Consider the following 25,561-nt stretch of genomic DNA (forward strand, 5'->3'; position numbering starts at 1 on the left):
CATACCGGGATTGGTGGTTTTTTGAACAATATTTTGCGGGTTTCGGCCCAAAGGTTGAGTGAATGCGAGATCGGGCACGGCCCCTGCATCTAAAACCGGTAAACGTGAATGAGTTAAAAAACTGCCGAACCAGAGCGTCTACCGTCTGTCAGACCGACTAGGCTCTAGCAACTCCTTCAATCTCGCCCGAGGTCGCATCGATGTCTCAGGAACCGCTTGCACGAGAAGCAGAGGTAGCCGCATTTCGCGAGGCTGTCTTGACCAAACTCACCTACGCGGTGGGCAAGGACCCCGACCACGCCTTCGACCATGACTGGTTCGAAGCCATCGCCCTGGCCGCGCGCGACCAGATGGTCGATCACTGGATGGACCACACGCGGCGCATCTACCGCAAAGGTCAGAAGCGGGTTTATTACCTTTCCCTGGAATTCCTCATCGGCCGCCTGCTCTACGACAGCCTGAGCAACCTCGGCATCCTGGAAATCGCCCGTGAAGCGCTGGTGGAGCTGGGCGTGGACCTGGAGCGCATCCGCCTGCTGGAGCCCGACGCGGCGCTCGGCAACGGTGGCCTGGGTCGCTTGGCCGCGTGCTTTATGGAAAGCATGTCGACCCTGGGCGTTGCCGGCCATGGTTATGGCATCCGGTATGAACACGGCCTGTTCCGCCAGGCGATTGTCGATGGCTGGCAACAGGAACAAACCGAGCGCTGGCTGGATTTCGGCAACCCGTGGGAGTTCGAGCGCGCCGAGGTGATCTACCCGATCGGCTTTGGCGGCAGCGTGGAAACCCTGGCGGACGCCTCCGGCAAGATGATCCAGGTGTGGTCGCCCAACGAAACCGTACGGGCGGTTGCCTATGACACCCCGGTGGTCGGCTGGCGCGGTGCCAGCGTCAACACCCTGCGCCTGTGGCGTGCCCGTGCCGTGGAAGATTTGCACCTGGAGCGTTTCAACGCCGGTGACCACTTGGGCGCCGTCGCCGAAGTGGCCCGCGCCGAAAGCATTTCCCGGGTGCTTTACCCGGCCGACAGCACTGAAGCGGGGCAGGAACTGCGCCTGCGCCAGGAATACTTCTTCGTGTCCGCCTCGCTGCAGGATTTGCTGCGTCGCCACAAAAACATGCACGGTTCGGTGCTGAGCCTGGGCGAACATGCCGCCATCCAGCTCAACGACACGCACCCGTCCATCGCCGTGGCCGAATTGATGCGCCAGTTGGTGGATTTGCACGACATTCCGTGGGAAGCGGCGTGGGACGTCACCGTCGAAACCTTGTCCTACACCAACCACACCCTGTTGCCCGAAGCCCTGGAAACCTGGCCCGTAGGCCTGATGGAACGCATGCTGCCCCGGCACATGCAGATCATCTACCTGATCAACGCCCAGCACATCGACTCGCTGCGCGCCAAAGGCATCCACGATTTCGACGTGCTGCGCGCCGTGTCGCTGATCGAAGAAGACAACGGCCGCCGCGTGCGCATGGGTAACCTGGCGTTTCTGGGCTCCCACAGCGTCAACGGCGTGTCCGGCCTGCATACCCAATTGATGCGCAGCACAGTGTTTTCCGAACTGCACAAGCTCTACCCGGAGCGCATCAACAACAAAACCAACGGCATCACCTTCCGTCGCTGGCTGTACCAGGCCAACCCCAAACTCACTGAAATGCTGGTGGAAGCCCTGGGGCCGGACATTCTCGACAAGCCCGAAGAGCGGCTGGTGGAGCTTGAACCCTTCGCGGAAAAACAGACGTTCCGCAAGGCATTTGCCGAGCAGCGTCTGCACAGTAAGCGTGCACTGGCCGAGATCATCCATGAACGCCTGGGCATTGCGGTCAACCCGGCGGCGATGTTCGACGTGCAGGTCAAACGCATCCACGAGTACAAGCGCCAGTTGCTGAACCTGCTGCACACCGTGGCGCTGTACCAGGCGATCCGTGCCGAGCCGGGCACCAACTGGGTGCCGCGAGTGAAAATCTTCTCCGGCAAGGCGGCGGCCAGTTATCATCAGGCCAAGTTGATCATCAAGCTGACCAACGACATCGCCCGCACCGTCAATAACGACCCGACCGTGCGCGGTTTGCTCAAGGTGGTGTTCCTGCCCAACTACAACGTGAGCCTGGCGGAAAGCATCATTCCGGCGGCTGACTTGTCGGAGCAGATCTCCACCGCCGGCTTTGAAGCCTCGGGCACCAGCAACATGAAGTTCGGCCTCAACGGTGCGCTGACCATCGGCACCATGGACGGCGCCAACGTGGAAATGCACGAGCGCGTCGGTGCCGAGCACATGTTCATCTTCGGCCTCAGTGCGCAGCAGGTGGAAGCCCGCAAACACGCCGGCGAGTTCAATGCCGGGCCGGACATCGCCGCCTCCCATCGCCTCAATGACGTGCTGCAAGCGATTCGCGGCGGGGTGTTCTCGCCGGATGATCCGGGGCGCTATGTGGGCCTGATCGACGGGTTGATCGACTACGACCGTTTCCTGGTGTGTGCCGACTTCGATTCCTACTGGGACGCCCAGGCACGGGTCGAAGCGCATTGGCATGATTCCAAGGCCTGGTGGCGTTCGGCGGTGTTGAATACCGCGCGGATGGGCTGGTTCTCGTCTGACCGGACGATCCGGGAGTATGCGACGGAAATCTGGAAAGCTTTGGACTGACTTTTCCTAAACGGTGCCCAAGGCCCGACGTCTGTTGGGCCTTGTCGATATACTCACTGCCTGTGTGCCCGCTTCGGGCAAGGTTGGGGATATCGACCATGCAATGGATTTTCATGCTGATGGGCCTGGTGCTCGGCTGGGCACTCGATGAGTCGTTCACCGATGCCGGTTTCGGCGCGCTGCTGGGGTTGGGCATCGGCCAGGCGATTCGCCTGTCGCAACTCGCCGCCCAGGCGCACAGGCAAGCCGGTCAACTGGAAACCACGCAGAAGGCGCTGATTGCCCTGGGCGAGCGCCTGCGACAACTCGAAGTGCCTGCGCCGACAAACCCTGCCAACGTCGAACCGCCTGCCCCCGAACAAACACCTGCCGCCAAGGCACCCGAACTGGTTTGGGAGCTGCCCGCCGACCTTGAGCCGGTCGCCCTGCAGCCCGCGCCCATTCAGCCGTTGCCGACGGATGCCTGGGCACCTTCGCCAACGCCGCGCCCTGCCGAACCTGTTACTCCGCGTGCTCCGAGCCTGATCGAGCGCGCCATCAATGCCGCGCGCAACTGGCTGTTTGGCGGCAACACCGTATTGCGTGTCGGCGTGGTGCTGCTGTTCCTCGGCCTGGCTTTCCTGCTGCGCTACGCCACCGAAGGCATGGTGGTGCCGATCGAACTGCGTTATGCCGGGGTTGCTGCCGCCGCTGTCGGTCTGCTGGGCCTGGGCTGGTGGTTGCGGCTGCGCAACAGCAATTACGGCCTGATGCTGCAAGGCGCCGGCATTGCCGTGTTGTACCTCACGGTGTTCGCGGCGATGCGTTTGCACCCGCTGATCGACCCGGGGGCGGCGTTTGGCTTGCTGGTGGCGGTCACCGTGTTCTCGGCAATTCTGGCGGTTACCCAGGATGCGCTCGGCCTGGCCTGCGCGGCGGCTCTCGGCGGGTTCGCCGCGCCGATCCTGGCGTCCAGCGGCGCCGGCAACCACGTCGCGCTGTTCAGTTACTTCGCATTGCTCAATGCGGGCATTCTTGCGATTGCCTGGTTCAAGGCCTGGCGCTTGCTTAACCTGATCGGATTCGTCGGCACCTTCGGCATCGGCTTCGCCTGGGGCATGCGTTCCTATACGCCGGAACTGCTGTGGAGCACCGAGCCATTTCTTGTGTTGTTTTTCCTGATGTACCTGGCCATCGGCTTGCTGTTCGCCCGGCGCAAGTTACTGGATCTGGGCGAGCCACCTGAAGATCGCGACGCATTGCTGCGCTGGTCGGCGGGCAAGGGTGATTATGTCGACGGCAGCCTGCTGTTCGGGCCGCCGCTGGTGGGCTTTGGCCTGCAGTTCGCATTGGTACAGCACCTGGAATTCGCCGCCGCGTTCAGCGCCTTGGGCCTGGGCATTCTCTACATGGTGCTGGCGCGGCTGCTCAGTGGCGGGCGTGCCGTGTTACTGGCCGAAACCTGCCTGGCGCTGGGCGTGATCTTTGCCAGCCTGGCCATTCCCTTGGGCCTTGATGCGCGCTGGACGGCTGCCGCGTGGGCGGTCGAGGGCGCCGGCATATTCTGGCTCGGGATGCGCCAGCAGCGGCCTGTGGCGCGGGCATTCGCCTTGTTGTTGCAACTCGGTTCGTTGCTCGCCTTCCTCGGCGAACTGCGCAACAGCCAGGACACGTTGCTGCAAGGGCCGCCATTGGGGGCGTTGTTGCTGGGCGCGGCGCTGTTGTTCAGCTTTTACCAACTCCACACCGCTGCACCGGAACATGCCCGGCGTTGGGAGCGACTGGGTGCGCCGTGGCTCGCCGTACTTGGCCTGGGCTGCGTTTACCTGCTGGCGCCGCTGTTATTTTCGACCCAGGGCTGCATCGTCAGTTGGGCCATTGCCGGCCTGGCGACCCTGTGGGCGGGGCAGCGTATCGGCTCGTCAATGGTGGTGCGTTGTGGCGTGGTCGGGCAGGCGCTAGGCGGCGTGCTGTTTGCGCTCGACCCCGTGGCCAACGCGTGGACGCCGCTGATCATCGCCCTGGCGGCCATGCTCGGCGCGTGGCGCTTGCCCCGTAGCCGTTTGTCCGCAGGTTTGCTGGCCTGGGGCGTGGCCTGGTGGGCGTTGGCAGTGATCATTGAAGTGTGGCACCTGGTGCCTGCGGCCTTGCACGCTCAGTTATTAGTGCTGGCGGCCGCGCTGAGCGTGGTGATCTGGACGACACTGGCGCTGCGTTTGCGCTGGGTGGCATTGGGTATCGCCAGCACGTTACTGATGCCTGCGGCGGGTCTGGTGTTGTGGGGCGCGTGGACTGAGTTTTACCACCCGGCGGCGCAGTTCGGCTGGCTGGCGTGGCTGGCAGTGTTCGCGGTGCATTTCATTTCGCTACGCCGTTTGGCGGCGCTGGTGCCAGCCAGAGTGTTGAGCGTGGCGCACGTATTGGGCTGCTGGATGCTGATTGGCGTGCTGGCGCTGGAGTTGCGTTATGGCCTGATGATGCTGTCCAGCGAGTACAACGCCTGGCGCTGGCTGGGCTGGGCGATGCTGCCGAGCCTGTACCTGGTGCTGGCGGCTGCGCCGCGCAATTGGCCGTGGCCGGTGGCGGCGTATCCGCATGAATACCGGGTCCTGGCGGCATTGCCGCTGGCGGCGTTGATGCTCGGTTGGTTCTGGCTGGCGAATATGTTCAGCGATGGTACGGCCGACCCCTTGCCTTACGTGCCGCTGCTGAGCCCGCTGGATCTGGGCCTGTTGTTCGCCTTGCTCGGGGTTTACCTGTGGTCGCGCAGCGTGGCGCCGCAGCGCGGGCCGCGTGTCGAGTGGCTGGCCCAAGGTGTGGCGGGCGTTTCGCTGTTTGCGTTCTTTACCGCGCTGGTCATGCGCACGGCGCACCATTGGGGCGGCGTGCCGTTCCATCCGGACGCCTTGCTGGCGTCCATGCTGGTGCAGGCCGGCCTGTCGATTGTGTGGACCCTGATCGCCCTGGGTCTGATGATCGGCGGCCATCTGCGCCATCGTCGCGAAGTGTGGCTCATCGGCGCAGCGCTGATTGCGGTGGTGGTCGCCAAGCTGTTTTTTGTCGAGCTGAGCAACCGTGGCGGGCTGGCGCGGATCGTGTCGTTTATTGGGGTGGGCGGGCTGTTGCTGGTGGTCGGCTACTTTGCGCCGCTGCCGCCCAAGCGGGCCGAACCTGTGGTTGAAGCCGAAGGAGCGTCGTCTTGATGGGCAAGCTGAGTCTGATCGGGTGGGCGGTATGGCTGGTGTGTTCGGCGGCAGTCGCCCAGGAGAGTCCAACGGACTTCACCACGCAGGTCCCGCTGGCCGTCAGCGGCAATGGCCCGTGGTATCGCCTGGAGCTGCCGCTGGCGGTGCAGTTGGACGCGCGTCAGGCGGATCTCAGTGACGTTCGCGTGTTCAACGCCGCGGGCGAACCGCAGGCCTATGCGTTGTCGCGCCAACCGGCACAACGCTCTGAGAGTCGCAACGTGGTGCAGGTGAAGTGGTTCCCGTTGTACGCCGACGACACCCGCGAGGCGTTGCCGGATGTGGTGATGAAAACCACCACCGACGGCACGCTGGTGGAAGTACGCCCGCCCAAGTCGGGCCAACACGTGCTGCGCGGCTGGGTGCTGGACGCGAGTGCGATCAAGGCGCCGTTGCAACAATTGAGTTTGGATTGGAGCCCCGAGCGCGACGGTTTCCAGCGTTTCAGCATCGAAGCCAGTGATGATCTGCAGCACTGGCAACCCTGGGGTGATGGCCAGGTGGCGCGGCTTTCATTCGCCGATGAGCGGGTCGAGCAACATGATGTGAGTCTGCCGGGGCAAAGTGCCCGCTACCTGCGTCTGGTGTGGCAAGGCCAGGAAGCACCGCCGCTGACCTCGGCCAAACTGACAGGCGCGACCAGCAGCAACTTGCCGGCGCCGCTGGTGTGGTCGCAGCCGTTGGCGGGTTCGCGGCTCAAGGCGGGGGAATACCGTTGGCAGTTGCCCGCGGGGTTGAACGTCGAGCGTCTGCGTGTGGAACTGGAGCAGCCCAACACGCTGGCGCCGGTCATCTTGTCTGGCCGCCGCGAAGCCAATCAGCCCTGGCAGCCGCTGAACAGTGGGGTGTTGTACCGCCTGACTCAAAACGGCCAGGACGTGGTGCAGGATGAGTTGCAGTTGTCGGGCCAGACCGTTGCCGAGCTCAAATTGCAGGTGGATGAGCGCGGCGGCGGCCTGGGCGTTGACGCGCCGGCCCTGAGATTTGCCGTGCGTGCCACGCAGTTGGTGTTTCTGGCGCGGGGCGAACCGCCGTTTACCCTGGCACTGGGCAATGGGGCGGTGAAGGCGGCCCACTTGCCTTTATCCACATTGATTCCCGACTACAGCGCCGAGCGGCTCAAGAGCCTTGGCAAGGCTGAGGTAGCGGGGGAGGTGGTGGTCAAACAACCTGCCGGTGCCGCGTCGCCTGCAGTCGGTGGCAACTGGAATAAGCTCGGCTTATGGGCCGTGCTCTTGCTCGGTGTGGCGGCGCTGGGGGCGATGGCCTACAGTCTGTTGCGTGCGCCTGCAGCCAAACCGTGAACTCTATTGGGGTTAAATCCTCTGATGAGAGGAAATAACCCTCGACTCGCGTTAAACTGCGCGGGTTTTTCAGCCCCCCATTCTCCGGAGCCTTACATGTCCCGCGTTACCCTGAGTCGCTATTTGATCGAGCAGACCCGCAGCAACAACACGCCTGCCGATCTGCGCTTCCTTATCGAAGTGGTGGCGCGTGCTTGCAAGGAAATCAGCCACGCCGTGTCCAAAGGCGCACTGGGTGGTGTTCTGGGCAGCATGGGCACTGAAAACGTCCAAGGCGAAGTGCAGAAAAAACTCGACGTGCTCTCCAACGAGATCCTGCTCGAAGCCAACGAATGGGGTGGACACCTGGCCGGCATGGCGTCCGAAGAAATGGACAATGCCTACCAGATCCCGGGTAAATACCCGAAAGGCGCCTACCTGCTGGTGTTCGACCCACTGGACGGCTCGTCCAACATCGACATCAACGCTCCAGTCGGCACCATCTTCTCCGTACTGCGTTGCCCGAACGAATACCTGAGCCAGAACGAAGCCCTGAACGAAAAGGCCTTCCTGCAGCCAGGCACCGAGCAGGTCGCTGCCGGTTACGCCATCTACGGCCCGCAGACCATGCTGGTGCTGACCCTGGGCGACGGCGTTAAAGGCTTCACCCTGGACCGCGAAATGGGCAGCTTCGTGCTGACTCACGAAGACATTTCCATTCCTGCTTCCACCCAGGAATTTGCGATCAACATGTCCAACCAGCGCCACTGGGAAGAACCGGTGAAACGCTACGTCAACGAACTGATGGAAGGCGAAGAAGGCCCGTTGAAGAAGAACTTCAACATGCGCTGGGTGGCCGCGATGGTTGCCGACGTGCACCGCATCCTGACCCGTGGTGGCCTGTTCATGTACCCACGTGACAGCCGCGAGCCGTCCAAGCCGGGCAAGCTGCGCTTGATGTACGAAGCCAACCCGATGTCGTTCCTGGTTGAGCAGGCGGGCGGTGCGTCCACCGACGGCCACCAGCGCATCCTCGACATCCAGCCTGAAGGCCTGCACCAGCGTGTGGCGGTGTTCCTGGGTTCGAAGGAAGAAGTTGAGCGTGTGACGGCTTACCACAAGAAGTAAGCCAGGCTGTCACTGAAAAAGCCCCGAAACGTTTCAGCGTTTGCGGGGCTTTTTTTGTTTTTGCACCTCGGGAACCAGACACCTCTTTTCCCTTCTAAGCTTCTGGCAGATACCCCAACTGCTTCGTCTCTCCAGGAGTTTTTCCATGTCGTTACGCCGTCTCGCCCTGCTGGCTTTTTGCGTGCTCTTGGCCGCCTGCAGCAAGGTCAATCAAGAAAATTACTCGAAGCTGTCGGCTGGCATGGCCAAGGCCGAGGTGGAGTCGTTGCTGGGTAAGCCGACCGATTGTTCCGGCGCACTGGGCATGTCCAGCTGCACCTGGGGCGATAAAAACAGCTTTATCAGCGTGCAATACGCCGGTGACAAAGTTCTGATGTTTTCCGGGCAAGGCCTGAAGTAAACCGGGGCGCGAGCCTGCGGGAGAAGAAGAATGATGCGTTTTGTTGTGTTCCTTTGCGCCAGCCTGTTCTTGGCGGGCTGTGCCAGCCATTCTGGCGATGATCTGCAACCCAAGACCGCGAGCAACGTCAACCTCAAGCGTTACCAGGGCACCTGGTATGAGTTGGCCCGATTGCCGATGTACTTCCAGCGCAACTGCGCGCAGTCCGAAGCCCGCTACACACTGCTGCCTGATGGCGACATGTCGGTGTTCAACCGCTGCCTGACGACCGAGTGGAAGTGGGAAGAAGCCAAAGGCACGGCCACGCCGCAAGTGCCGGGCAAGACCGACAAGCTCTGGGTCGAATTCAATAACTGGTTCACGTCGCTGCTGCCGGGCGTCGCCAAGGGCGATTACTGGGTGCTGTACGTGAGCGATGACTACAAGACTGCCATCGTCGGCAGCCCGAGCCGGCGCTACATGTGGATTCTGTCACGCACCCAGACGGTGAATGCCGACACCCGCGAAGACCTGCTGAGCAGGGCGCGGCAGCAGGGGTATGACACCACGCGGCTGATCTGGCGCACGTCGGACAAGCAGATGGCGAAGACTTCGCAATAAGTCTGAACATGCCATCAATCAACTGTGGGAGCTGGCTTGCCTGCGATAGCATCACCTCGGTTTAACTGATACACCGAGGTGCCTGCATCGCAGGCAAGCCAGCTCCCACAGTTTTAATCGAGCAGGTCCTTCAATACCTGGGTAAACGCCCGGCTGCTGTCTGCTTCGCCGGCATGACGCCCATCGCGCACCACCCACTTGCCGTTCACCAGCACATCACGCACCTGGCGATCACCGCCGGCGAACAACCAGCGATTCAGAATCCCGTCTTCACTGGCCGTCGCCAGATATGGATCGTTGCCGTCCAGCACAATCCAGTCCGCACGCTTGCCCACTTCCAGGCGACCAATCGGCTGCCCCAATGCTTGTGCGCCGCCGTCCAGCGCGGCATCAAACAACGTACGGCCCACCATCGGCTGGTCATTGCGATACAACCGGTTACGCCGTTGATCACGTAAACGCTGGCCGTATTCGAGCCAGCGCAATTCTTCCACCACGCTCAGCGACACATGGCTGTCGGAGCCGATGCCCATGCGTCCGCCCTGGGCGAGGAAATCCACCGCCGGGAAAATCCCGTCGCCCAGGTTAGCTTCAGTGGTCAGGCACAAGCCGGCAATCGCGCGGCTCTTGGCCATGCGCGTCACTTCATTGGCATCGGCATGCGTGGCGTGCACCAGGCACCAACGCTCATCGACGTCGACATTGTCGTACAGCCATTGCAGCGGACGCTTGCCGCTCCAGGCCAGGCAGTCGTCGACTTCCTTTTGCTGCTCCGCAATGTGGATATGCACCGGGCACGCCTTGTCGCTGGCGGCCAATACCTCATGGATTTGTTGCGGCGTGACCGCGCGCAACGAGTGGAAGCACAACCCCAACTGCTGTGCTGGCTGTGCGGCGAGAATCGGTTTGAGCTGTGTCTGCAAGTCCAGGTAATTCTCGGTGCTGTTGATAAACCGCCGCTGGCCTTCATTCGGCGTCTGGCCGCCAAACCCTGAATGGGTGTAAAGCACTGGCACCAGCGTAAGGCCAATCCCGCTGCTGGCCGCAGCCTGGCTGATCTGGCGCGACAACTCGGTGCGGTCGGCATACGGCTGGCCGCTGACGTCGTGATGCACATAGTGAAATTCGGCCACCGAGGTGTAACCGGCCTTGAGCATTTCGATGTACAGCTGGCGCGCGATGACCTGCAATTGCTCCGGGTTGATCTTGCCGACCATGCGGTACATCAGGTCGCGCCAGGTCCAGAAACTGTCATTGGGGTTGCCGGCCACTTCCGCCAAACCCGCCATGGCGCGCTGGAATGCATGGGAGTGCAAGTTCGGCATACCCGCCAAAACCGGGCCTTTCAGCCGCTCGGCACCCTCTGCATTGGCATTGGCCTCAACCTTTGTCAGCACCCCTTCGGGGTTGACTTCAAAGCGTACATCGTTGGCCCATCCATTAGGCAGCAGCGCGCGTTCGGCGAAGAAAGCGGACATGTTCAAGGCACCCCGGTCGTGTGTTTATTTGTATATACATATACAGACGTTTGCCTGCTCGGTAAACTCCGGCAATCTATGCATCTTTTCCCCCTGCAAGGATTCCCTGTGCCGACTCCGCCTGCCAAGTCCCCGCTGGCTGCCCACATGGACGAAAGTCCGGCGCCCTTGTATGCCCGCGTCAAACAGATGATCAGCCAGCAGATCCTCAACGGCAACTGGCCGCCCCATTACCGTGTGCCGTCCGAGAGCGAGCTGGTCAGTCAATTGGGTTTCAGCCGCATGACCATCAACCGTGCCCTGCGCGAACTCACCGCTGAAGGGTTGCTGGTGCGCATGCAGGGCGTCGGCACGTTCGTTGCCGAGCCCAAGAGCCAGTCGGCGCTGTTTGAAGTGCATAACATTGCCGACGAGATCGCCTCGCGCGGCCATCGCCATACCTGCCAGGTCATCCATTTGGGCGAAGAAGCCGCCGGTTCCGAGCGCGCCGTGGCCCTGGAAATGCGTGAAGGCGGGCGGGTGTTCCACTCGCTGATCGTGCATTTCGAAAACGATATTCCTGTGCAAATTGAAGACCGTTTCGTCAACGCCCTGGTCGCGCCGGAATACCTGCAGCAGGACTTCACCCAGCAAACCCCTTACGCGTACCTGAACCAGGTAGCGCCATTGACCGAAGGCGAGCACGTGGTCGAGGCGATCCTCGCCGACGCCGCCGAGTGCAAGCTGTTGCAGATCGAGCCGAGCGAGCCGTGCCTGTTGATTCGCCGCCGCACCTGGTCCGGCCGTCAGCCGGTGACGGCCGCGCGTTTGATCCACCCCGGTTCCCGTCATAGCCTGGAAGGACGTTTCAGCAAATGAGTAGCGTGAAAGTCTGGCGCGCCGCCGATTACATCCGCATGCCGTGGAAAAATGGTGGCGGCAGCACCGAAGAAATCACCCGCGACGCAGGCCAGGGCCTGGAGGGCTTTGGCTGGCGGCTGTCGATTGCCGATATCGCCGAGTCGGGCGGGTTCTCCACCTTCGCCGGTTACCAGCGCGTGATCACCGTGATCAAGGGCGCGGGCATGGTGCTGACCGTGGACGGCAAGGAGCAGCGTGGGTTGCTACCGTTGCAGCCGTTTGCGTTCAGCGGTGAAAGTGAGGTGTCTTGCCGTTTGATTACCGGGCCGATCCGCGACTTCAACCTGATCTATTCGCCCGAGCGCTACCACGCGCGTTTGCAGTGGGTGGATGGCGTGCAGCAGTTTTTCAGCACGGCGCACACGGTGGTGGTGTTCAGTGTGGCGGATGAGGTGAAGGTGCTGGATCAAAAGCTCGGCCACCATGACTGCCTGCAAATCGACGGTAACACTGGCTTGCTGGACATCGGCGTCACGGGCCGCTGCTGCATCATCGAACTGACCGCACGCGGTTAAAAATCTGTGGGAGCTGGCTTGCCTGCGATGGCGGTGTATCAACAGCGGATGTGCTGGCTGACACACCGCCATCGCAGGCAAGCCAGCTCCCACATTTGTTTTGTAGTGATCATAAAATCTGTTTCCAGCCCCGCACCAATTTGTTACCGAACGCCCCAGCGTGGCGCAAAAGCACGTTATTGAGACAACCCTCCCTCGCCGTAATCCTCCTGCGAAAGAAATTTCATCAAGCCTCCAAGCCTTAATTTCCAAGGCCCGCGCACGCATTCCAAAAAAATCTCGACAGCTTCCTCAGAAAGTTGGCCGCTTGATTGCATATGCTTGTATGTACAAGTAAAGATGTGTGCGTAAGACTCTCCTTCGCACCATCCATGTTCGCGCATTGATCGCCGAGGAGTCCTAGCTGTGACCAAGCCTACAAAATACCGTGACGTCGAAATCCGTGCCGCGCGCGGTAACAAGCTCACCGCCAAAAGCTGGCTGACTGAAGCGCCGCTGCGCATGCTGATGAACAACCTCGACCCGCAAGTGGCCGAGAACCCGAAAGAATTGGTGGTGTACGGCGGTATCGGCCGTGCCGCGCGCAACTGGGAGTGCTACGACCAGATCGTCGAGAGCCTCACCAACCTGAATGACGACGAAACCCTGCTGGTGCAATCCGGCAAACCGGTCGGCGTGTTCAAGACCCACAGCAACGCTCCGCGTGTGCTCATCGCCAACTCCAACCTGGTACCGCACTGGGCCAGCTGGGAACATTTCAACGAACTGGATGCCAAGGGCCTGGCCATGTACGGCCAGATGACTGCCGGCAGCTGGATCTACATCGGCAGCCAGGGCATCGTCCAAGGCACCTACGAAACCTTCGTCGAAGCCGGCCGCCAGCATTACAACAGCGACCTGACTGGCCGTTGGGTGCTCACCGCCGGTCTCGGCGGCATGGGCGGCGCGCAGCCGCTGGCTGCAACCCTGGCCGGCGCGTGCTCGCTGAACATTGAATGCCAGCAGGTCAGCATCGACTTCCGCCTGAACAGCCGCTACGTCGACGAGCAAGCCACCGACCTCGACGACGCCCTGGCGCGCATCGCCAAATACACCAAGGAAGGCAAGGCCATCTCCATCGCCCTGCTGGGTAACGCGGCCGAGATTCTGCCGGAACTGGTCAAGCGCGGCGTGCGCCCGGACATGGTCACCGACCAGACCAGCGCCCACGATCCACTCAACGGCTACTTGCCGGCCGGCTGGACCTGGGACGAGTACCGCGCCCGCGCCAAGACCGAACCGGCTGCCGTGATCAAGGCTGCCAAGCAGTCGATGGCCGTGCACGTCAAAGCCATGCTGGAATTCCAGAAACAAGGCATCCCGACCTTCGACTACGGCAACAACATCCGTCAGATGGCTCAGGAAGAAGGCGTGGAAAACGCTTTCGACTTCCCGGGTTTTGTACCGGCGTATATCCGCCCACTGTTCTGCCGTGGCATCGGCCCGTTCCGTTGGGCTGCGCTGTCGGGCGACCCACAAGACATCTACAAGACCGACGCCAAAGTCAAAGAGCTGATCCCGGACGACGCCCACCTGCACAACTGGCTGGACATGGCGCGCGAGCGCATCAGCTTTCAGGGCCTGCCGGCGCGTATTTGCTGGGTTGGCCTGGGCCAGCGCGCCAAGCTGGGCCTGGCGTTCAACGAAATGGTGCGCAGCGGGGAGCTGTCGGCGCCGGTGGTGATCGGCCGTGACCACCTGGACTCCGGCTCGGTTTCCAGCCCGAACCGCGAAACCGAAGCCATGCAGGACGGCTCCGATGCCGTGTCCGACTGGCCACTGCTCAACGCCTTGCTCAACACCGCGAGCGGCGCGACCTGGGTGTCGCTGCACCACGGTGGCGGCGTCGGCATGGGCTTCTCCCAGCACTCCGGCATGGTGATCGTGTGTGACGGTACCGACGAAGCGGCCGAGCGCATTGCTCGCGTACTGCACAACGACCCGGCCACCGGGGTGATGCGCCACGCGGACGCCGGCTACCAAATCGCCATCGACTGTGCCAAAGAGCAGGGCCTCAACCTCCCGATGATCAAGTAACCCCTGTGGGAGCTGGCTCCCACAGAAGAGCAATCTGTGCACATAACAATCCATCAGAGGTTGAACAACATGGCTGCAAATGACACCACCCCGTTGATCGAAAGGCGTTCGATCGACTACATCCCGGAAGCGGAAAGACACGGTCGTCTATTGAGCCAGTTCACCCTGTGGATGGGTGCCAACCTGCAAATCACCGCGATTGTCACCGGGGCCCTGGCCGTGGTGCTGGGCGGTGACGTGTTCTGGTCGTTGATCGGCTTGCTGATCGGCCAATTGATCGGCGGCGGCGTGATGGCGTTGCATGCGGCGCAAGGGCCCAAGCTGGGCCTGCCGCAGATGATCTCCAGTCGGGTGCAGTTCGGCGTGTATGGCGCGGCGATTCCGATCGTGCTGGTGTGCCTGATGTACCTGGGTTTCACCGCCACCGGGACAGTGTTGTCCGGCCAGGCGCTGGGCCAGTTGTTCGGGGTCAGTGACAGTGCCGGCATACTGATCTTTGCCAGTGTCATCGTGCTGGTGACAGTACTCGGTTATCGGGTGATCCATTTCATTGGTCGTGTCGCCAGCGTCATTGGCGTGATCGCCTTTGTCTACCTGTTCAGCCGACTGATGAGCCAGACCGATGTGGGCGCTCTCTTGCAGATCCGCCACTTCAGCTGGAGCAGCTTTCTGCTGGCGGTGTCGCTCGCGGCGTCCTGGCAGATCGCGTTCGGCCCTTACGTGGCGGACTACTCACGCTATTTGCCGAGCAATACGTCTTCGGTGAAAACCTTTCTCGCCGCGGGCGCCGGCTCGGTGATTGGCGCGCAGGTGGCCATGGTCCTCGGCGTGTTTGCCGCGGCCATGTCCAACGGGCAATTCGCCGGTCATGAAGTGGCCTACATCGTGGGCTTGAGTGGTACGGGTGCCACGGCTGCGCTGCTGTACTTCAGCATCGCGTTCGGCAAGGTCACCATCTCCACGCTCAACTCCTACGGCAGCTTCATGTGCATCGCCACCATCATCAGCGGTTTTCGTGGCCGCCTTGAGGTCACGCGCTTGCAGCGCCTGGTGTTCGTGCTGGTGATTGTCGGCACCGCGACCTTGATCGCCTTGCTCGGCCAGCATTCGTTCCTCGGGGCGTTCAAGTCTTTCATCCTGTTTCTGCTGGCGTTCTTCACGCCGTGGAGCGCGATCAACCTGGTGGATTACTACTGCATCACCCGTGAACGCTACGACGTGCCGGCGCTGGCCGACCCGAACGGTCGTTATGGGCGTTGGAACCTGCTGGGTATCAGCGTGTATGTGTTTGGCGTGCTGGTGCAGTTGCCGTTCATCTCCACCAAGTTCTACACCGGCCCTCTGGTGGCCGCGCTGGGTGATGTGGACATTTCCTGGGTCATCGGTCTGGTCCTGCCCGCAGCGCTGTATTACCTGTGTGCGAAAAAATGGCACGGCACGGTGCCCGATCAACTGATCCTGCCGGTAGAGCAGGGCGCTACACCAACAACGACAAACAGGCTGGCTGCACAAGCCTGATGGGACGTGGACAGGGCAGGATGCCTACTGACTGCCGTAATCCATTTCAAGATTGGGAGCGTCACAACAATGAAAATGAATAAGACCCTGATGGCTGCATTGATGTCTGCGGGCTTGCTGGCCAGCGCTGGTGCCCAGGCGGCCGGCTGGTGCGAATCCGGCAAGCCGGTGAAGTTCGCCGGCCTGAACTGGGAAAGCGGCATGTTGCTCACCGACATCCTGCAAACCGTGCTGGAAAAAGGTTACGACTGCAAAACCGACAGTCTGCCGGGCAACTCCATCACCATGGAAAACGCCCTGAGCAGCAACGACATTCAGATCTTCGCCGAGGAGTGGGTAGGCCGCAGCGAAGTGTGGAACAAGGCCGAGAAGGCCGGCAAAGTCGTTGGCGTCGGCGCTCCGGTGGTTGGCGCGATTGAAGGCTGGTACGTGCCGCGCTACGTGATCGAAGGCGATGCCAAGCGCAAGCTGGAACCCAAGGCGCCGGACCTGAAAAACATTGCCGACCTGGCCAAGTACGCCTCGGTGTTCAAGGACCAGGAAGAGCCGTCCAAGGGCCGTTTCTACAACTGCCCGGCCGGCTGGACCTGCGAGCTGGACAACAGCGAAATGCTGAAAAGCTATGGCCTGGAAAATTCCTACACCAACTTCCGCCCAGGCACCGGCCCGGCGCTGGATGCCGCCGTGCTGTCGAGCTACAAGCGTGGCGAGCCGATCCTGTTCTACTACTGGTCGCCCACGCCGCTGATGGGCCAGGTTGACCTGGTCAAGCTGGAAGAAAAGCCCGGCGTGGATAAAAGCGTGAGCATCAAGGTCGGCCTGTCCAAAACCTTCCATGAGCAGGCCCCGGAACTGGTGGCCGTGCTGGAGAAGGTCAACCTGCCAATCGATTTGCTGAACCAGAACCTCGGTCGCATGGCCAAAGAGCGAATTGAGTCGCCAAAACTGGCGAAAATTTTCCTCAAGGAACATCCTGAAGTCTGGCACGCATGGGTGAGCGACGACGCAGCCAAGAAAATCGACGCGGCCTTGTAGGTCAAGCGTGCCCGGCTACCCTCAGGGGCTGGCCGGGCACTTGGCCACAACCCACTGGATCGAGAGCACGATATGTTTCCTGAGAGTTTTACGTTTTCCATCGCCGACTGGGTCAACGGTTGGGTGGACTCATTGGTCACCAACTACGGCGATGTGTTCCGGCATATTTCCGACACGCTGTTGTGGGCCATCGTCAACCTGGAAGGCTTGCTGCGCGCAGCGCCGTGGTGGCTGATGCTGGCCATTGTCGGTGCTGTCGCCTGGCACGCCACCCGCAAGGTGGTGACCACGGCGGTGATCGTCGGTTTGCTGTTTCTGGTAGGTGCCGTTGGCCTGTGGGACAAGCTGATGCAAACCCTGGCCTTGATGATGGTCGCCACGGTGATATCGGTGCTGATCGGCATCCCGCTGGGCATTCTGTCGGCACGCAGCAATCGCCTGCGCTCGGTGTTGATGCCGTTGCTCGACATCATGCAAACCATGCCGAGCTTCGTGTACCTGATCCCGGTGCTGATGCTGTTCGGCCTGGGCAAGGTCCCGGCGATTTTCGCCACGGTGATCTACGCCGCCCCGCCACTGATTCGCCTGACCGACCTGGGCATTCGCCAGGTTGACGGCGAAGTCATGGAAGCCATCAATGCCTTCGGTGCCAACCGCTGGCAGCAACTGTTCGGCGTGCAACTGCCGCTGGCGTTGCCGAGCATCATGGCCGGTATCAACCAGACCACCATGATGGCGCTGTCGATGGTGGTAATCGCCTCGATGATCGGTGCCCGTGGCCTGGGTGAAGACGTACTCGTCGGCATCCAGACCCTCAACGTCGGTCGCGGCCTCGAAGCGGGCCTGGCGATCGTGATTCTCGCAGTGGTCATCGACCGCATTACCCAGGCCTATGGTCGTCCACGGCATGAGGCGAGCAAATGACTACTGTCAGCAAAATCGAAGTTAAAAACGTCTTCAAGATCTTCGGCGCCCGTTCCAAGGACGCGCTGGCGATGGTTGGCCAGGGCAAGACCAAGGACCAGGTGCTGGCCGAGACCGGCTGCGTGGTCGGCGTGAACGACCTGTCGCTGAGTATCGGCACCGGCGAGATCTTCGTGATCATGGGCCTGTCGGGTTCCGGCAAGTCCACCCTGGTGCGCCACTTCAACCGCCTGATCGACCCCACCAGCGGCGCGATTTTGGTGGACGGCGAAGACATCCTGCAACTGGACATGGACGCCCTGCGCCAATTCCGTCGGCACAAGATCAGCATGGTGTTCCAGAGCTTCGGCCTGCTGCCCCACAAGAGCGTGCTCGACAACGTCGCCTACGGCTTGAAAGTGCGTGGCGAAACCAAGCAGGTCTGCGCCGAGCGCGCCCTGCACTGGATCGAAACCGTGGGCCTCAAAGGCTACGAAAACAAATACCCGCACCAGCTCTCCGGCGGCATGCGCCAGCGTGTGGGCCTGGCTCGTGCACTGGCGGCTGATACCGACATCATCCTGATGGACGAAGCCTTCAGCGCCCTCGACCCGTTGATCCGCGCCGAGATGCAGGACCAGTTGCTGGAACTGCAAAAGACCCTGCACAAAACCATCGTGTTCATCACCCACGACCTCGACGAGGCCGTGCGCATCGGCAACCGCATTGCGATCCTCAAGGACGGCAAGCTGATCCAGGTCGGCACGCCCCGGGAGATCCTGCATTCGCCGGCGGATGAGTATGTGGACCGGTTCGTGCAGCGGCGTGCGGCGGTGGTCTGATCCCGATTGTGTGGTGAGCCGGCTGGCGCCATCGCAGGCAAGCCAGCTCCCACCTTTGAAAGTATTCACAGTTCAAAATGTGGGAGCTGGCTTGCCTGCGATGAGGCCAGTGAAGCTGCACAAGAATTGAAGAAGGTATGAAGATGTCCCAGGCAGCAAAAATCATCATCGCCGACGCCCCGTTGCGCTGGCAGGACGTGGTCGCCGTCGCCCGTCACGGCGCCGTGCTCGAACTCTCGGGCCAGGCCTGGGCGCGCATCGACAATGCCCAGGCCATCGTGCAACGCATCGTCACCAGCGGCGAACGCGCCTATGGCGTGAACACCGGCCTCGGCGCGCTGTGCAACGTGTCGCTCAAGGGCGAGCAACTCAGCCAACTGTCGCGCAACACGCTGCTGAGCCATGCCTGCGGCGTCGGCCCGGTGCTCAGCGATGAACAAACCCGCGCGATCATCTGCGCCGCCATCATCAACTACAGCCACGGCAAATCCGGCCTGCACCCGCAGGTGGTGCATTCGCTGCTGGCGCTGCTCAACCACGGCATCACACCGCAGGTTCCGTCTCAGGGTTCGGTGGGTTACCTGACCCACATGGCCCACGTCGGCGTGGCACTGTTGGGGGTCGGCAATGTGAGCTACAAAGGCCAGATCGTTGCGGCGCAACAGGCCCTGAGCGCTGAAGGTCTGCAGCCTGTCGTCCTCGGCGCCAAGGACGGCCTTTGCCTGGTCAACGGCACGCCATGCATGACCGGCCTGAGCTGCCTGGCGCTCGCCGACGCTCACCATCTGCTGCAATGGGCCGACGTGATCGGCGCAATGAGCTTTGAAGCCCTGCGCGGGCAGATCGATGCCTTCGATGAAGAAATCATCGCGCTCAAGCCACACCCTGGCATGCAGCAAGTGGGCATCAACCTGCGCGCCTTGCTCGACGGCAGCGAGGTGATCGCCAGCAGCAAAGGCATCCGCACCCAGGACGCCTTGAGCATCCGTTCGATCCCGCAGATTCACGGCGCCGCGCGTGATCAAGTGGAGCACGCCACCCGCCAGATCGAGACCGAACTCAACAGCGCCACCGACAACCCGCTGGTCCTCGGCACGCCGGACCACTACCGCGTGGTGTCCCAGGCCAACCCGCACGGCCAGTCGGTAGCACTGGCGGCGGACATGCTGGCGATTGCCATGGCCGAAATCGGTTCCGTCGCCGAACGCCGCCTGGATCGGCTGATCAACCCGCACGTCAGCGGCTTGCCGGCGTTCCTGGTCAGCAACCCGGGGGTCAACTCCGGGATGATGATCGTGCAGTACGTCGCCGCCTCGCTGTGTGGGCAAAACCGCCAGCTGGCACAACCGGCGGTGCTCGACAACTTCGTCACCTCGGGCCTGCAGGAAGACCACCTGAGCATGGGCACCAACTCCGCGCTCAAGCTGCACCAACTGTTGGGCAACGTGAGCCAAATCCTTGCCATCGAGTACCTGTTGGCGGCCCAGGCGTTCGAATTTCTCAAGGACCAGCGCTTCGGCGCAGGCACCGACAGCGCCTGGCGTTTGCTGCGTGAAAAAGTCCCGGCCTACGAGCAGGATCGCTGGTTGGCGCCGGACATCGCGACCACCGCCGCGTTGCTCAAAGACACCGCTTTGCTATGCCAGACAATCCCCCATTTGCACTGACTACTTTTTCAAAAGAACAATTCAAAGGAGCATGAATGTGACTGCGCTAAATTTGATTCCAGGCCAACTGAGCCTCGCCCAACTGCGGGCCATCTACCAGCAGCCGGTAACCCTCAGTCTGGATGACAGCGCCACGGCGCAGATCGACGCCAGTGTGGCCTGCGTGGAGCAGATTCTCGCCGAGAACCGCACCGCCTACGGCATCAACACCGGTTTCGGCCTGCTGGCCTCGACCCGCATTGCCAGTGAAGACCTGGAAAACCTCCAGCGTTCCCTGGTGCTGTCCCACGCCGCCGGCGTCGGTGAGCCGATCAGCGACGCGCTGGTGCGGCTGGTCATGGTGCTCAAGGTCAACAGCCTCAGCCGCGGGTTCTCCGGGATCCGCCGCCAGGTGATCGACGCGCTGATCGCACTGATCAACGCTGAGGTGTACCCACACATTCCTCTGAAAGGTTCGGTCGGTGCCTCCGGTGACCTGGCGCCCTTGGCGCACATGTCCCTGGTGCTGCTGGGCGAAGGCAAGGCGCGCTACAAGGGGCAATGGCTGCAAGCCACCGAAGCACTGAAAATCGCCGGGCTCACGCCGCTGACCCTCGCCGCCAAGGAAGGCCTGGCGCTGCTCAACGGCACCCAGGTGTCCACCGCTTACGCATTGCGTGGCCTGTTCGAAGGCGAAGACCTGTTCGCCGGCGCCCTGGCGTGCGGCGCACTCACCGTGGAAGCGGTGCTGGGTTCGCGCTCGCCGTTCGACGCTCGCATTCATGCTGCGCGCGGCCAGCGTGGGCAGATCGATGCGGCAGCAGCCTACCGTGACCTGCTCGGCGAAAGCAGCCAGGTGTCCCAGTCGCACCAGAACTGCGACAAGGTGCAAGACCCGTATTCCCTGCGTTGCCAGCCACAGGTCATGGGCGCCTGCCTGACCCAGTTCCGCCAGGCCGCTGAAGTGCTGGTGGTGGAAGCCAACGCCGTGTCGGATAACCCGCTGGTGTTTGCCGCCGAAGGCGACGTGATCTCCGGGGGCAACTTCCACGCTGAGCCGGTGGCCATGGCTGCCGACAACATGGCCCTGGCCATCGCGGAAATCGGTTCCCTCAGCGAGCGCCGTATCTCGTTGATGATGGACAAGCATATGTCGCAACTGCCGCCGTTTCTGGTGGGCAATGGCGGGGTGAACTCCGGTTTCATGATCGCCCAGGTGACCGCTGCCGCGCTCGCCAGCGAGAACAAGGCACTGGCCCACCCACACAGCGTGGACAGCCTGCCGACGTCGGCCAACCAGGAAGACCACGTTTCCATGGCCCCGGCCGCAGGCAAGCGCCTGTGGGAAATGGCTGAAAACACCCGTGGCGTGCTGGCGGTCGAGTGGCTGGCGGCGTGCCAGGGCCTGGACCTGCGCGACGGCCTGAAAACTTCGACCAAGCTGGAAAAGGCGCGCGGCATCTTGCGTGACAAAGTGGCGTTCTATGAGAAAGACCGTTTCTTTGCCCCCGACATCAACGCCGCCAGCGAACTGCTCGCCAGCCGCTGCCTGAATGAGTTGGTGCCGGCCAAGTTGCTGCCAAGCCTTTAAGACTGACGCAGATCCAGTGTGGGAGCTGGCTTGCCTGCGATAGCGGTGTATCAGTTAAAGATGTATCAACTGACAGATAGCTATCGCAGGCAAGCCAGCTCCCACAGTACTGAGTTTCTCGGGATAAAAATAATTAGGGAAGAGAAATGCACACGCAAGAAAAGGGTTTGAAACGCGGGCTAAGCGCCCGACATATTCGCTTCATGGCACTCGGTTCCGCGATCGGCACCGGGCTGTTTTATGGCTCCGCCTCGGCCATCCAGATGGCCGGCCCCGCCGTGCTGCTGGCCTACCTGATCGGCGGCGCCGCCGTGTTCATGGTGATGCGCGCCCTGGGCGAGATGGCTGTGCACAACCCGGTGGCCGGCTCTTTCGGCCAGTACGCCAGCACCTACCTGGGCCCCATGGCCGGTTTTATCCTCGGCTGGACCTACGCGTTTGAAATGATCATTGTCTGCCTGGCCGACGTGACGGCGTTTGGCATCTACATGGGCTTCTGGTTTCCCGAAGTCGCCCGCTGGGTCTGGGTGCTCGGCATCGTGTTTTTGATCGGCGGCCTGAACCTGTGCAACGTCAAAGTGTTTGGCGAAATGGAGTTCTGGCTGTCGCTGCTCAAGGTGGGCGCCATCGTCGCGATGATCCTCGGTGGCTTCGGCATCATGCTGTTCGGCATTCACTCGGCGGGCGAGACCCAGGCCAGCGGTATCAGCAACCTGTGGGCCCACGGCGGCTTCCTGCCCAACGGCGTCGGCGGCCTGATCGCCTCGTTCGCGGTGGTGATGTTTGCCTTCGGCGGCATCGAAATCATCGGCATCACCGCCGGTGAAGCCAAAGACCCGCAACGCGTGATCCCCAAGGCGATCAACGCCGTGCCGCTGCGTATCCTGTTGTTCTACGTGCTGACCCTGTTTGTGCTGATGGCCATCTACCCATGGCCGCAGATCGGCAGCCAGGGCAGTCCATTCGTGCAGATCTTCAGCAACCTGGGCATCGGCTCGGCGGCGACCATCCTCAATATCGTGGTGATCTCGGCGGCGGTATCGGCCATCAACAGCGACATCTTCGGCGCCGGCCGCATGATGTACGGCCTGGCCCAGCAAGGGCAGGCGCCCAAGGGGTTTGCGCAGCTGTCGAAACACGGCGTGCCATGGATGACCGTGGTGGTGATGGGCGCAGCGTTGCTCGGCGGCGTGGTGCTCAACTACCTGATCCCGGAAAACGTGTTCCTGCTGATCGCCTCGATCGCCACCTTCGCCACCGTGTGGGTGTGGCTGATGATTTTGTTTACCCAGGTCGCCATGCGCCGCTCCATGACCAAAGAGCAGGTGGCCGAACTGAAATTCCCGGTGCCGTTCTGGCCCTATGCGCCGGCGGCGGCCATTGTGTTCATGCTGTTCGTGTTTGGCGTGCTGGGTTATTTCCCGGACACCCAGGCGGCCTTGCTGGTCGGTGCCGTGTGGATCGTATTGCTGGTCATCGCCTATCTGCTGTGGGTCAAACCTGCTGCCGGGCAAGCGGCCAAAGTCCATTACGACCCGGCTTTGTCTCATCGATAACTTAGGGAGGCGTTGATGAAAACGCTTTGGCAACACTGCCACGTCGCAACCATGGCAAGCGGCAAATACTCGATCATCGAGAACGCCGCCATGGTCACCGCAGGTTCGCTCATCGAGTGGATCGGCCCCCAGGCCGACCTGCCGCCGGGTGACTATGCGCAGGTTCACGACCTGCAAGGCGCGTGGGTCACCCCCGGGCTGATCGACTGCCACACCCACACGGTGTTCGGCGGCAATCGCAGCGGCGAATTCGAGCAGCGCCTGGAAGGCGTGAGCTACGCCGAAATCGCTGCCAAAGGGGGCGGTATTGCCAGCACCGTGCGCGCCACCCGTGCGGCTACCGAAGATGAGCTGTTCGACAGTGCCCAAAAGCGCCTGCGCAGCTTGCTGCGTGACGGCGTGACCACGGTGGAGATCAAGTCCGGCTACGGCCTGGATCTGGCCAACGAACGCAAGATGCTGCGAGTCGCGCGTCGCCTCGGCGAAGCGCTGCCGGTCAGCGTGCGCGCCACGTGCCTGGCGGCCCACGCGTTGCCGCCGGAGTACAAGGATCGCGCCGACGACTACATCGAGCACATCTGTACCGACATGCTGCCCGCCCTGGCGGCGGAAGGGCTGGTGGATGCGGTGGATGCCTTCTGTGAATACCTGGCATTTTCCACCGAGCAGGTGGAGCGCGTGTTCAACGTCGCGCAGTCTCTTGGCCTGCCGGTGAAGTTGCACGCCGAACAGCTGTCGTCGCTGCACGGTTCCAGCCTCGCCGCGCGCTACCACGCGCTGTCGGCGGATCACCTGGAATTCATGACCGAAGAGGACGCCATCGCCATGGCCGCCTCCGGCACTGTCGCGGTGTTGCTGCCGGGCGCGTTCTACTTCCTGCGTGAAACCCAGTTGCCGCCGATGGAGGCGCTGCGCAAACACGGCGTGAAAATCGCCATCGCCAGCGACCTCAACCCCGGCACCTCGCCGGCGTTGTCGGTACGCCTGATGCTGAACATGGCTTGCACCCTGTTCCGCATGACCCCGGAAGAAGCCCTGGCCGGCGCTACGCAACACGCCGCTACCGCGCTGGGCATGGGCGATACCCATGGTTCGCTGGAAGCGGGCAAGGTCGCCGATTTTGTCGCCTGGCAGATTGATCGCCCCGCCGACCTGGCCTACTGGCTGGGTGGCGAGCTGGATAAACGCGTCGTGCGCCACGGCGTCGATGTCACCGTCTGAGGAGTGTTGTTGTGGATAAGGTTCTGACGTTCAAACAAGGCCGCGTGCCGCTGCTGATCAGCATGCCCCACGCCGGCCTGCGCCTGACGCCTGCGGTCGAAGCCGGGTTGATCCCCGAGGCGCAAAGCCTGCCGGACACCGACTGGCACATCCCCGCGCTGTATGACTTTGCCGAAGAACTCGGCGCCAGCACCCTGGCCGCCGAGTATTCGCGGTTTGTGATCGACCTGAACCGGCCGTCGGACGACAAGCCCTTGTATGCAGGCGCCACCACCGGGCTGTACCCGGCGACACTGTTCGACGGTGTGCCCTTGTTCCGTGAAAGCCAGGTGCCGTCCGAGGAAGAGCGCGCGATTTACCTGCAAAAGGTCTGGGGCCCTTACCACCGCGTGCTGCAGGAAGAGCTGGCGCGCCTGAAAGCCGAGTTCGGCTACGCACTGCTGTTTGACGCGCACTCGATCCGCTCGGTGATCCCGCACCTGTTTGAAGGCAAGTTGCCGGACTTCAACCTTGGCACCTTCAACGGCGCCGCCTGCGACCCGGAACTGGCCAGCCAATTGGAAGCCATCTGCGCCCGGCACCCGCAGTACACCCATGTGCTCAACGGGCGCTTCAAGGGCGGGCATATCACCCGCCATTACGGCGACCCGGCGCAGGATATTCATGCGGTGCAGTTGGAGTTGTGCCAGAGCACGTATATGGAAGAGGTTGAGCCGTTCCGGTATCGGCCGGACCTGGCAGAACCGACGCGGGTGGTGTTGAAGCAATTGCTGGAAGGGTTGTTGGCCTGGGGGCGCAAGCGTTACGGCTGAGATCGCTATCGCAGGCAAGCCAGCTCCCACCTTTGACGGTATTCATAAATCAAAAGTGTGGGAGCTGGCTTGCCTGCGATGAGGCCCGCACAGTCGCCCCAGTGCAACTGCCCGTCGCCACAGTTCGTGTTAACCCGATTCCCGCTCGGTAAGGTTGTGAATACGGCGCGTCAGACGCCACT

The 25,561-nt window shown here is 62.1% G+C and carries 19 protein-coding genes; 18 read left to right on the forward strand and 1 reads right to left on the reverse strand.

What is annotated here, in order from left to right; translation table 11 throughout:
* Positions 1-200 precede the first annotated feature (200 nt).
* From ATI14_RS08885 to ATI14_RS08910, 6 genes are all read left to right on the forward strand, one after another.
* A complete protein-coding gene (locus ATI14_RS08885; RefSeq protein WP_016972269.1) occupies positions 201-2,651 on the forward strand; it encodes a glycogen/starch/alpha-glucan phosphorylase in 2,451 nt (816 codons plus the stop codon).
* A gap of 98 nt (positions 2,652-2,749) precedes the next feature.
* On the forward strand, positions 2,750-5,833 hold the full coding sequence (locus ATI14_RS08890) for a DUF2339 domain-containing protein (RefSeq protein ID WP_080520342.1): 3,084 nt from the start codon (positions 2,750-2,752) through the stop codon (positions 5,831-5,833).
* Positions 5,833-7,179, forward strand: coding sequence for a DUF3999 domain-containing protein (locus ATI14_RS08895; protein ID WP_080520341.1), 1,347 nt, complete (start codon positions 5,833-5,835; stop codon positions 7,177-7,179). The genes ATI14_RS08890 and ATI14_RS08895 overlap by 1 nt, the downstream gene beginning before the upstream one ends.
* A gap of 96 nt (positions 7,180-7,275) precedes the next feature.
* Positions 7,276-8,286 (forward strand): class 1 fructose-bisphosphatase, encoded by a 1,011-nt coding sequence (locus ATI14_RS08900; protein ID WP_003187818.1) that lies wholly within the window; start codon positions 7,276-7,278, stop codon positions 8,284-8,286.
* A 145-nt stretch (positions 8,287-8,431) separates the two neighbouring features.
* Positions 8,432-8,686: a hypothetical protein gene (locus tag ATI14_RS08905; protein WP_016972272.1), complete on the forward strand. Its 255-nt coding sequence runs from the start codon at positions 8,432-8,434 to the stop codon at positions 8,684-8,686.
* A 30-nt stretch (positions 8,687-8,716) separates the two neighbouring features.
* Positions 8,717-9,286 (forward strand): lipocalin family protein, encoded by a 570-nt coding sequence (locus ATI14_RS08910; protein WP_016972273.1) that lies wholly within the window; start codon positions 8,717-8,719, stop codon positions 9,284-9,286.
* Between the two features lie 113 nt (positions 9,287-9,399).
* On the opposite strand, the gene ATI14_RS08915 is transcribed toward ATI14_RS08910, so the two are convergent.
* Positions 9,400-10,764 (reverse strand): formimidoylglutamate deiminase, encoded by a 1,365-nt coding sequence (locus ATI14_RS08915; RefSeq protein WP_080520340.1) that lies wholly within the window; start codon positions 10,762-10,764, stop codon positions 9,400-9,402.
* Positions 10,765-10,842: 78 nt separating this feature from the next.
* Here ATI14_RS08915 and hutC point away from each other — a divergent pair, with 78 nt between their 5' ends.
* From hutC to hutG, 12 genes are all read left to right on the forward strand, one after another.
* Positions 10,843-11,622, forward strand: a complete 780-nt coding sequence (gene hutC, locus ATI14_RS08920) for a histidine utilization repressor (protein WP_177006741.1) — start codon at positions 10,843-10,845, stop codon at positions 11,620-11,622.
* The gene (locus tag ATI14_RS08925) at positions 11,619-12,179 is read left to right on the forward strand and encodes a HutD/Ves family protein (protein WP_016972276.1); all 561 of its coding nucleotides are present in this window, start codon (positions 11,619-11,621) and stop codon (positions 12,177-12,179) included. Before hutC ends, ATI14_RS08925 begins: the two co-directional genes overlap by 4 nt.
* Positions 12,180-12,584: 405 nt before the next feature.
* Positions 12,585-14,255, forward strand: a complete 1,671-nt coding sequence (gene hutU / locus ATI14_RS08930) for a urocanate hydratase (RefSeq protein ID WP_016972277.1) — start codon at positions 12,585-12,587, stop codon at positions 14,253-14,255.
* Positions 14,256-14,324: 69 nt separating this feature from the next.
* Positions 14,325-15,773 carry a purine-cytosine permease family protein gene (locus tag ATI14_RS08935; RefSeq protein ID WP_016972278.1) on the forward strand — a complete coding sequence of 483 codons (1,449 nt, stop codon included), beginning with the start codon at positions 14,325-14,327 and terminating at the stop codon, positions 15,771-15,773.
* Between the two features lie 69 nt (positions 15,774-15,842).
* Positions 15,843-16,808 carry an ABC transporter substrate-binding protein gene (locus ATI14_RS08940; RefSeq protein WP_017254359.1) on the forward strand — a complete coding sequence of 322 codons (966 nt, stop codon included), beginning with the start codon at positions 15,843-15,845 and terminating at the stop codon, positions 16,806-16,808.
* 72 nt (positions 16,809-16,880) lie between these two features.
* Positions 16,881-17,732 (forward strand): ABC transporter permease, encoded by an 852-nt coding sequence (locus ATI14_RS08945; RefSeq protein WP_012721776.1) that lies wholly within the window; start codon positions 16,881-16,883, stop codon positions 17,730-17,732.
* Positions 17,729-18,553 carry a quaternary amine ABC transporter ATP-binding protein gene (locus tag ATI14_RS08950; protein ID WP_016972280.1) on the forward strand — a complete coding sequence of 275 codons (825 nt, stop codon included), beginning with the start codon at positions 17,729-17,731 and terminating at the stop codon, positions 18,551-18,553. The genes ATI14_RS08945 and ATI14_RS08950 overlap by 4 nt, the downstream gene beginning before the upstream one ends.
* A gap of 143 nt (positions 18,554-18,696) precedes the next feature.
* A complete protein-coding gene (locus tag ATI14_RS08955) occupies positions 18,697-20,220 on the forward strand; it encodes an HAL/PAL/TAL family ammonia-lyase (protein ID WP_031320060.1) in 1,524 nt (507 codons plus the stop codon).
* 31 nt (positions 20,221-20,251) lie between these two features.
* Positions 20,252-21,790 (forward strand): histidine ammonia-lyase, encoded by a 1,539-nt coding sequence (gene hutH / locus ATI14_RS08960; RefSeq protein WP_016972282.1) that lies wholly within the window; start codon positions 20,252-20,254, stop codon positions 21,788-21,790.
* A 146-nt stretch (positions 21,791-21,936) separates the two neighbouring features.
* Complete coding sequence (locus tag ATI14_RS08965; RefSeq protein ID WP_016972283.1) at positions 21,937-23,346, forward strand: amino acid permease; 1,410 nt, start codon at positions 21,937-21,939, stop codon at positions 23,344-23,346.
* 15 nt (positions 23,347-23,361) lie between these two features.
* Positions 23,362-24,567, forward strand: coding sequence for an imidazolonepropionase (hutI, locus tag ATI14_RS08970; RefSeq protein WP_016972284.1), 1,206 nt, complete (start codon positions 23,362-23,364; stop codon positions 24,565-24,567).
* An 11-nt stretch (positions 24,568-24,578) separates the two neighbouring features.
* Entirely contained in the window at positions 24,579-25,379 is an 801-nt protein-coding gene (hutG, locus tag ATI14_RS08975; protein WP_017254355.1) for an N-formylglutamate deformylase, read from the forward strand.
* The last annotated feature ends 182 nt before the right edge of the window (positions 25,380-25,561 follow it).

Origin of the sequence: Pseudomonas tolaasii NCPPB 2192 (assembly GCF_002813445.1) — a bacterium.
GTDB classification, from domain to species: Bacteria; Pseudomonadota; Gammaproteobacteria; order Pseudomonadales; family Pseudomonadaceae; genus Aquipseudomonas; species Aquipseudomonas tolaasii.

Bases quoted from the DNA above. Each gene is read 5' to 3' on its own strand.
- ATI14_RS08940 (WP_017254359.1), top strand. From the start codon at position 15,843: ATGAAAATGAATAAGACCCTGATGGCTGCATTGATGTCTGCGGGCTTG.
- ATI14_RS08915 (WP_080520340.1), bottom strand. From the start codon at position 10,764: ATGTCCGCTTTCTTCGCCGAACGCGCGCTGCTGCCTAATGGATGGGCC.
- ATI14_RS08905 (WP_016972272.1), top strand. From the start codon at position 8,432: ATGTCGTTACGCCGTCTCGCCCTGCTGGCTTTTTGCGTGCTCTTGGCC.
- hutH (WP_016972282.1), top strand. From the start codon at position 20,252: ATGAATGTGACTGCGCTAAATTTGATTCCAGGCCAACTGAGCCTCGCC.
- ATI14_RS08950 (WP_016972280.1), top strand. From the start codon at position 17,729: ATGACTACTGTCAGCAAAATCGAAGTTAAAAACGTCTTCAAGATCTTC.
- ATI14_RS08910 (WP_016972273.1), top strand. From the start codon at position 8,717: ATGATGCGTTTTGTTGTGTTCCTTTGCGCCAGCCTGTTCTTGGCGGGC.
- ATI14_RS08900 (WP_003187818.1), top strand. From the start codon at position 7,276: ATGTCCCGCGTTACCCTGAGTCGCTATTTGATCGAGCAGACCCGCAGC.
- ATI14_RS08925 (WP_016972276.1), top strand. From the start codon at position 11,619: ATGAGTAGCGTGAAAGTCTGGCGCGCCGCCGATTACATCCGCATGCCG.
- hutI (WP_016972284.1), top strand. From the start codon at position 23,362: ATGAAAACGCTTTGGCAACACTGCCACGTCGCAACCATGGCAAGCGGC.
- ATI14_RS08965 (WP_016972283.1), top strand. From the start codon at position 21,937: ATGCACACGCAAGAAAAGGGTTTGAAACGCGGGCTAAGCGCCCGACAT.
- ATI14_RS08890 (WP_080520342.1), top strand. From the start codon at position 2,750: ATGCAATGGATTTTCATGCTGATGGGCCTGGTGCTCGGCTGGGCACTC.
- ATI14_RS08885 (WP_016972269.1), top strand. From the start codon at position 201: ATGTCTCAGGAACCGCTTGCACGAGAAGCAGAGGTAGCCGCATTTCGC.
- ATI14_RS08955 (WP_031320060.1), top strand. From the start codon at position 18,697: ATGTCCCAGGCAGCAAAAATCATCATCGCCGACGCCCCGTTGCGCTGG.
- ATI14_RS08895 (WP_080520341.1), top strand. From the start codon at position 5,833: ATGGGCAAGCTGAGTCTGATCGGGTGGGCGGTATGGCTGGTGTGTTCG.
- ATI14_RS08945 (WP_012721776.1), top strand. From the start codon at position 16,881: ATGTTTCCTGAGAGTTTTACGTTTTCCATCGCCGACTGGGTCAACGGT.
- hutC (WP_177006741.1), top strand. From the start codon at position 10,843: ATGCATCTTTTCCCCCTGCAAGGATTCCCTGTGCCGACTCCGCCTGCC.
- ATI14_RS08935 (WP_016972278.1), top strand. From the start codon at position 14,325: ATGGCTGCAAATGACACCACCCCGTTGATCGAAAGGCGTTCGATCGAC.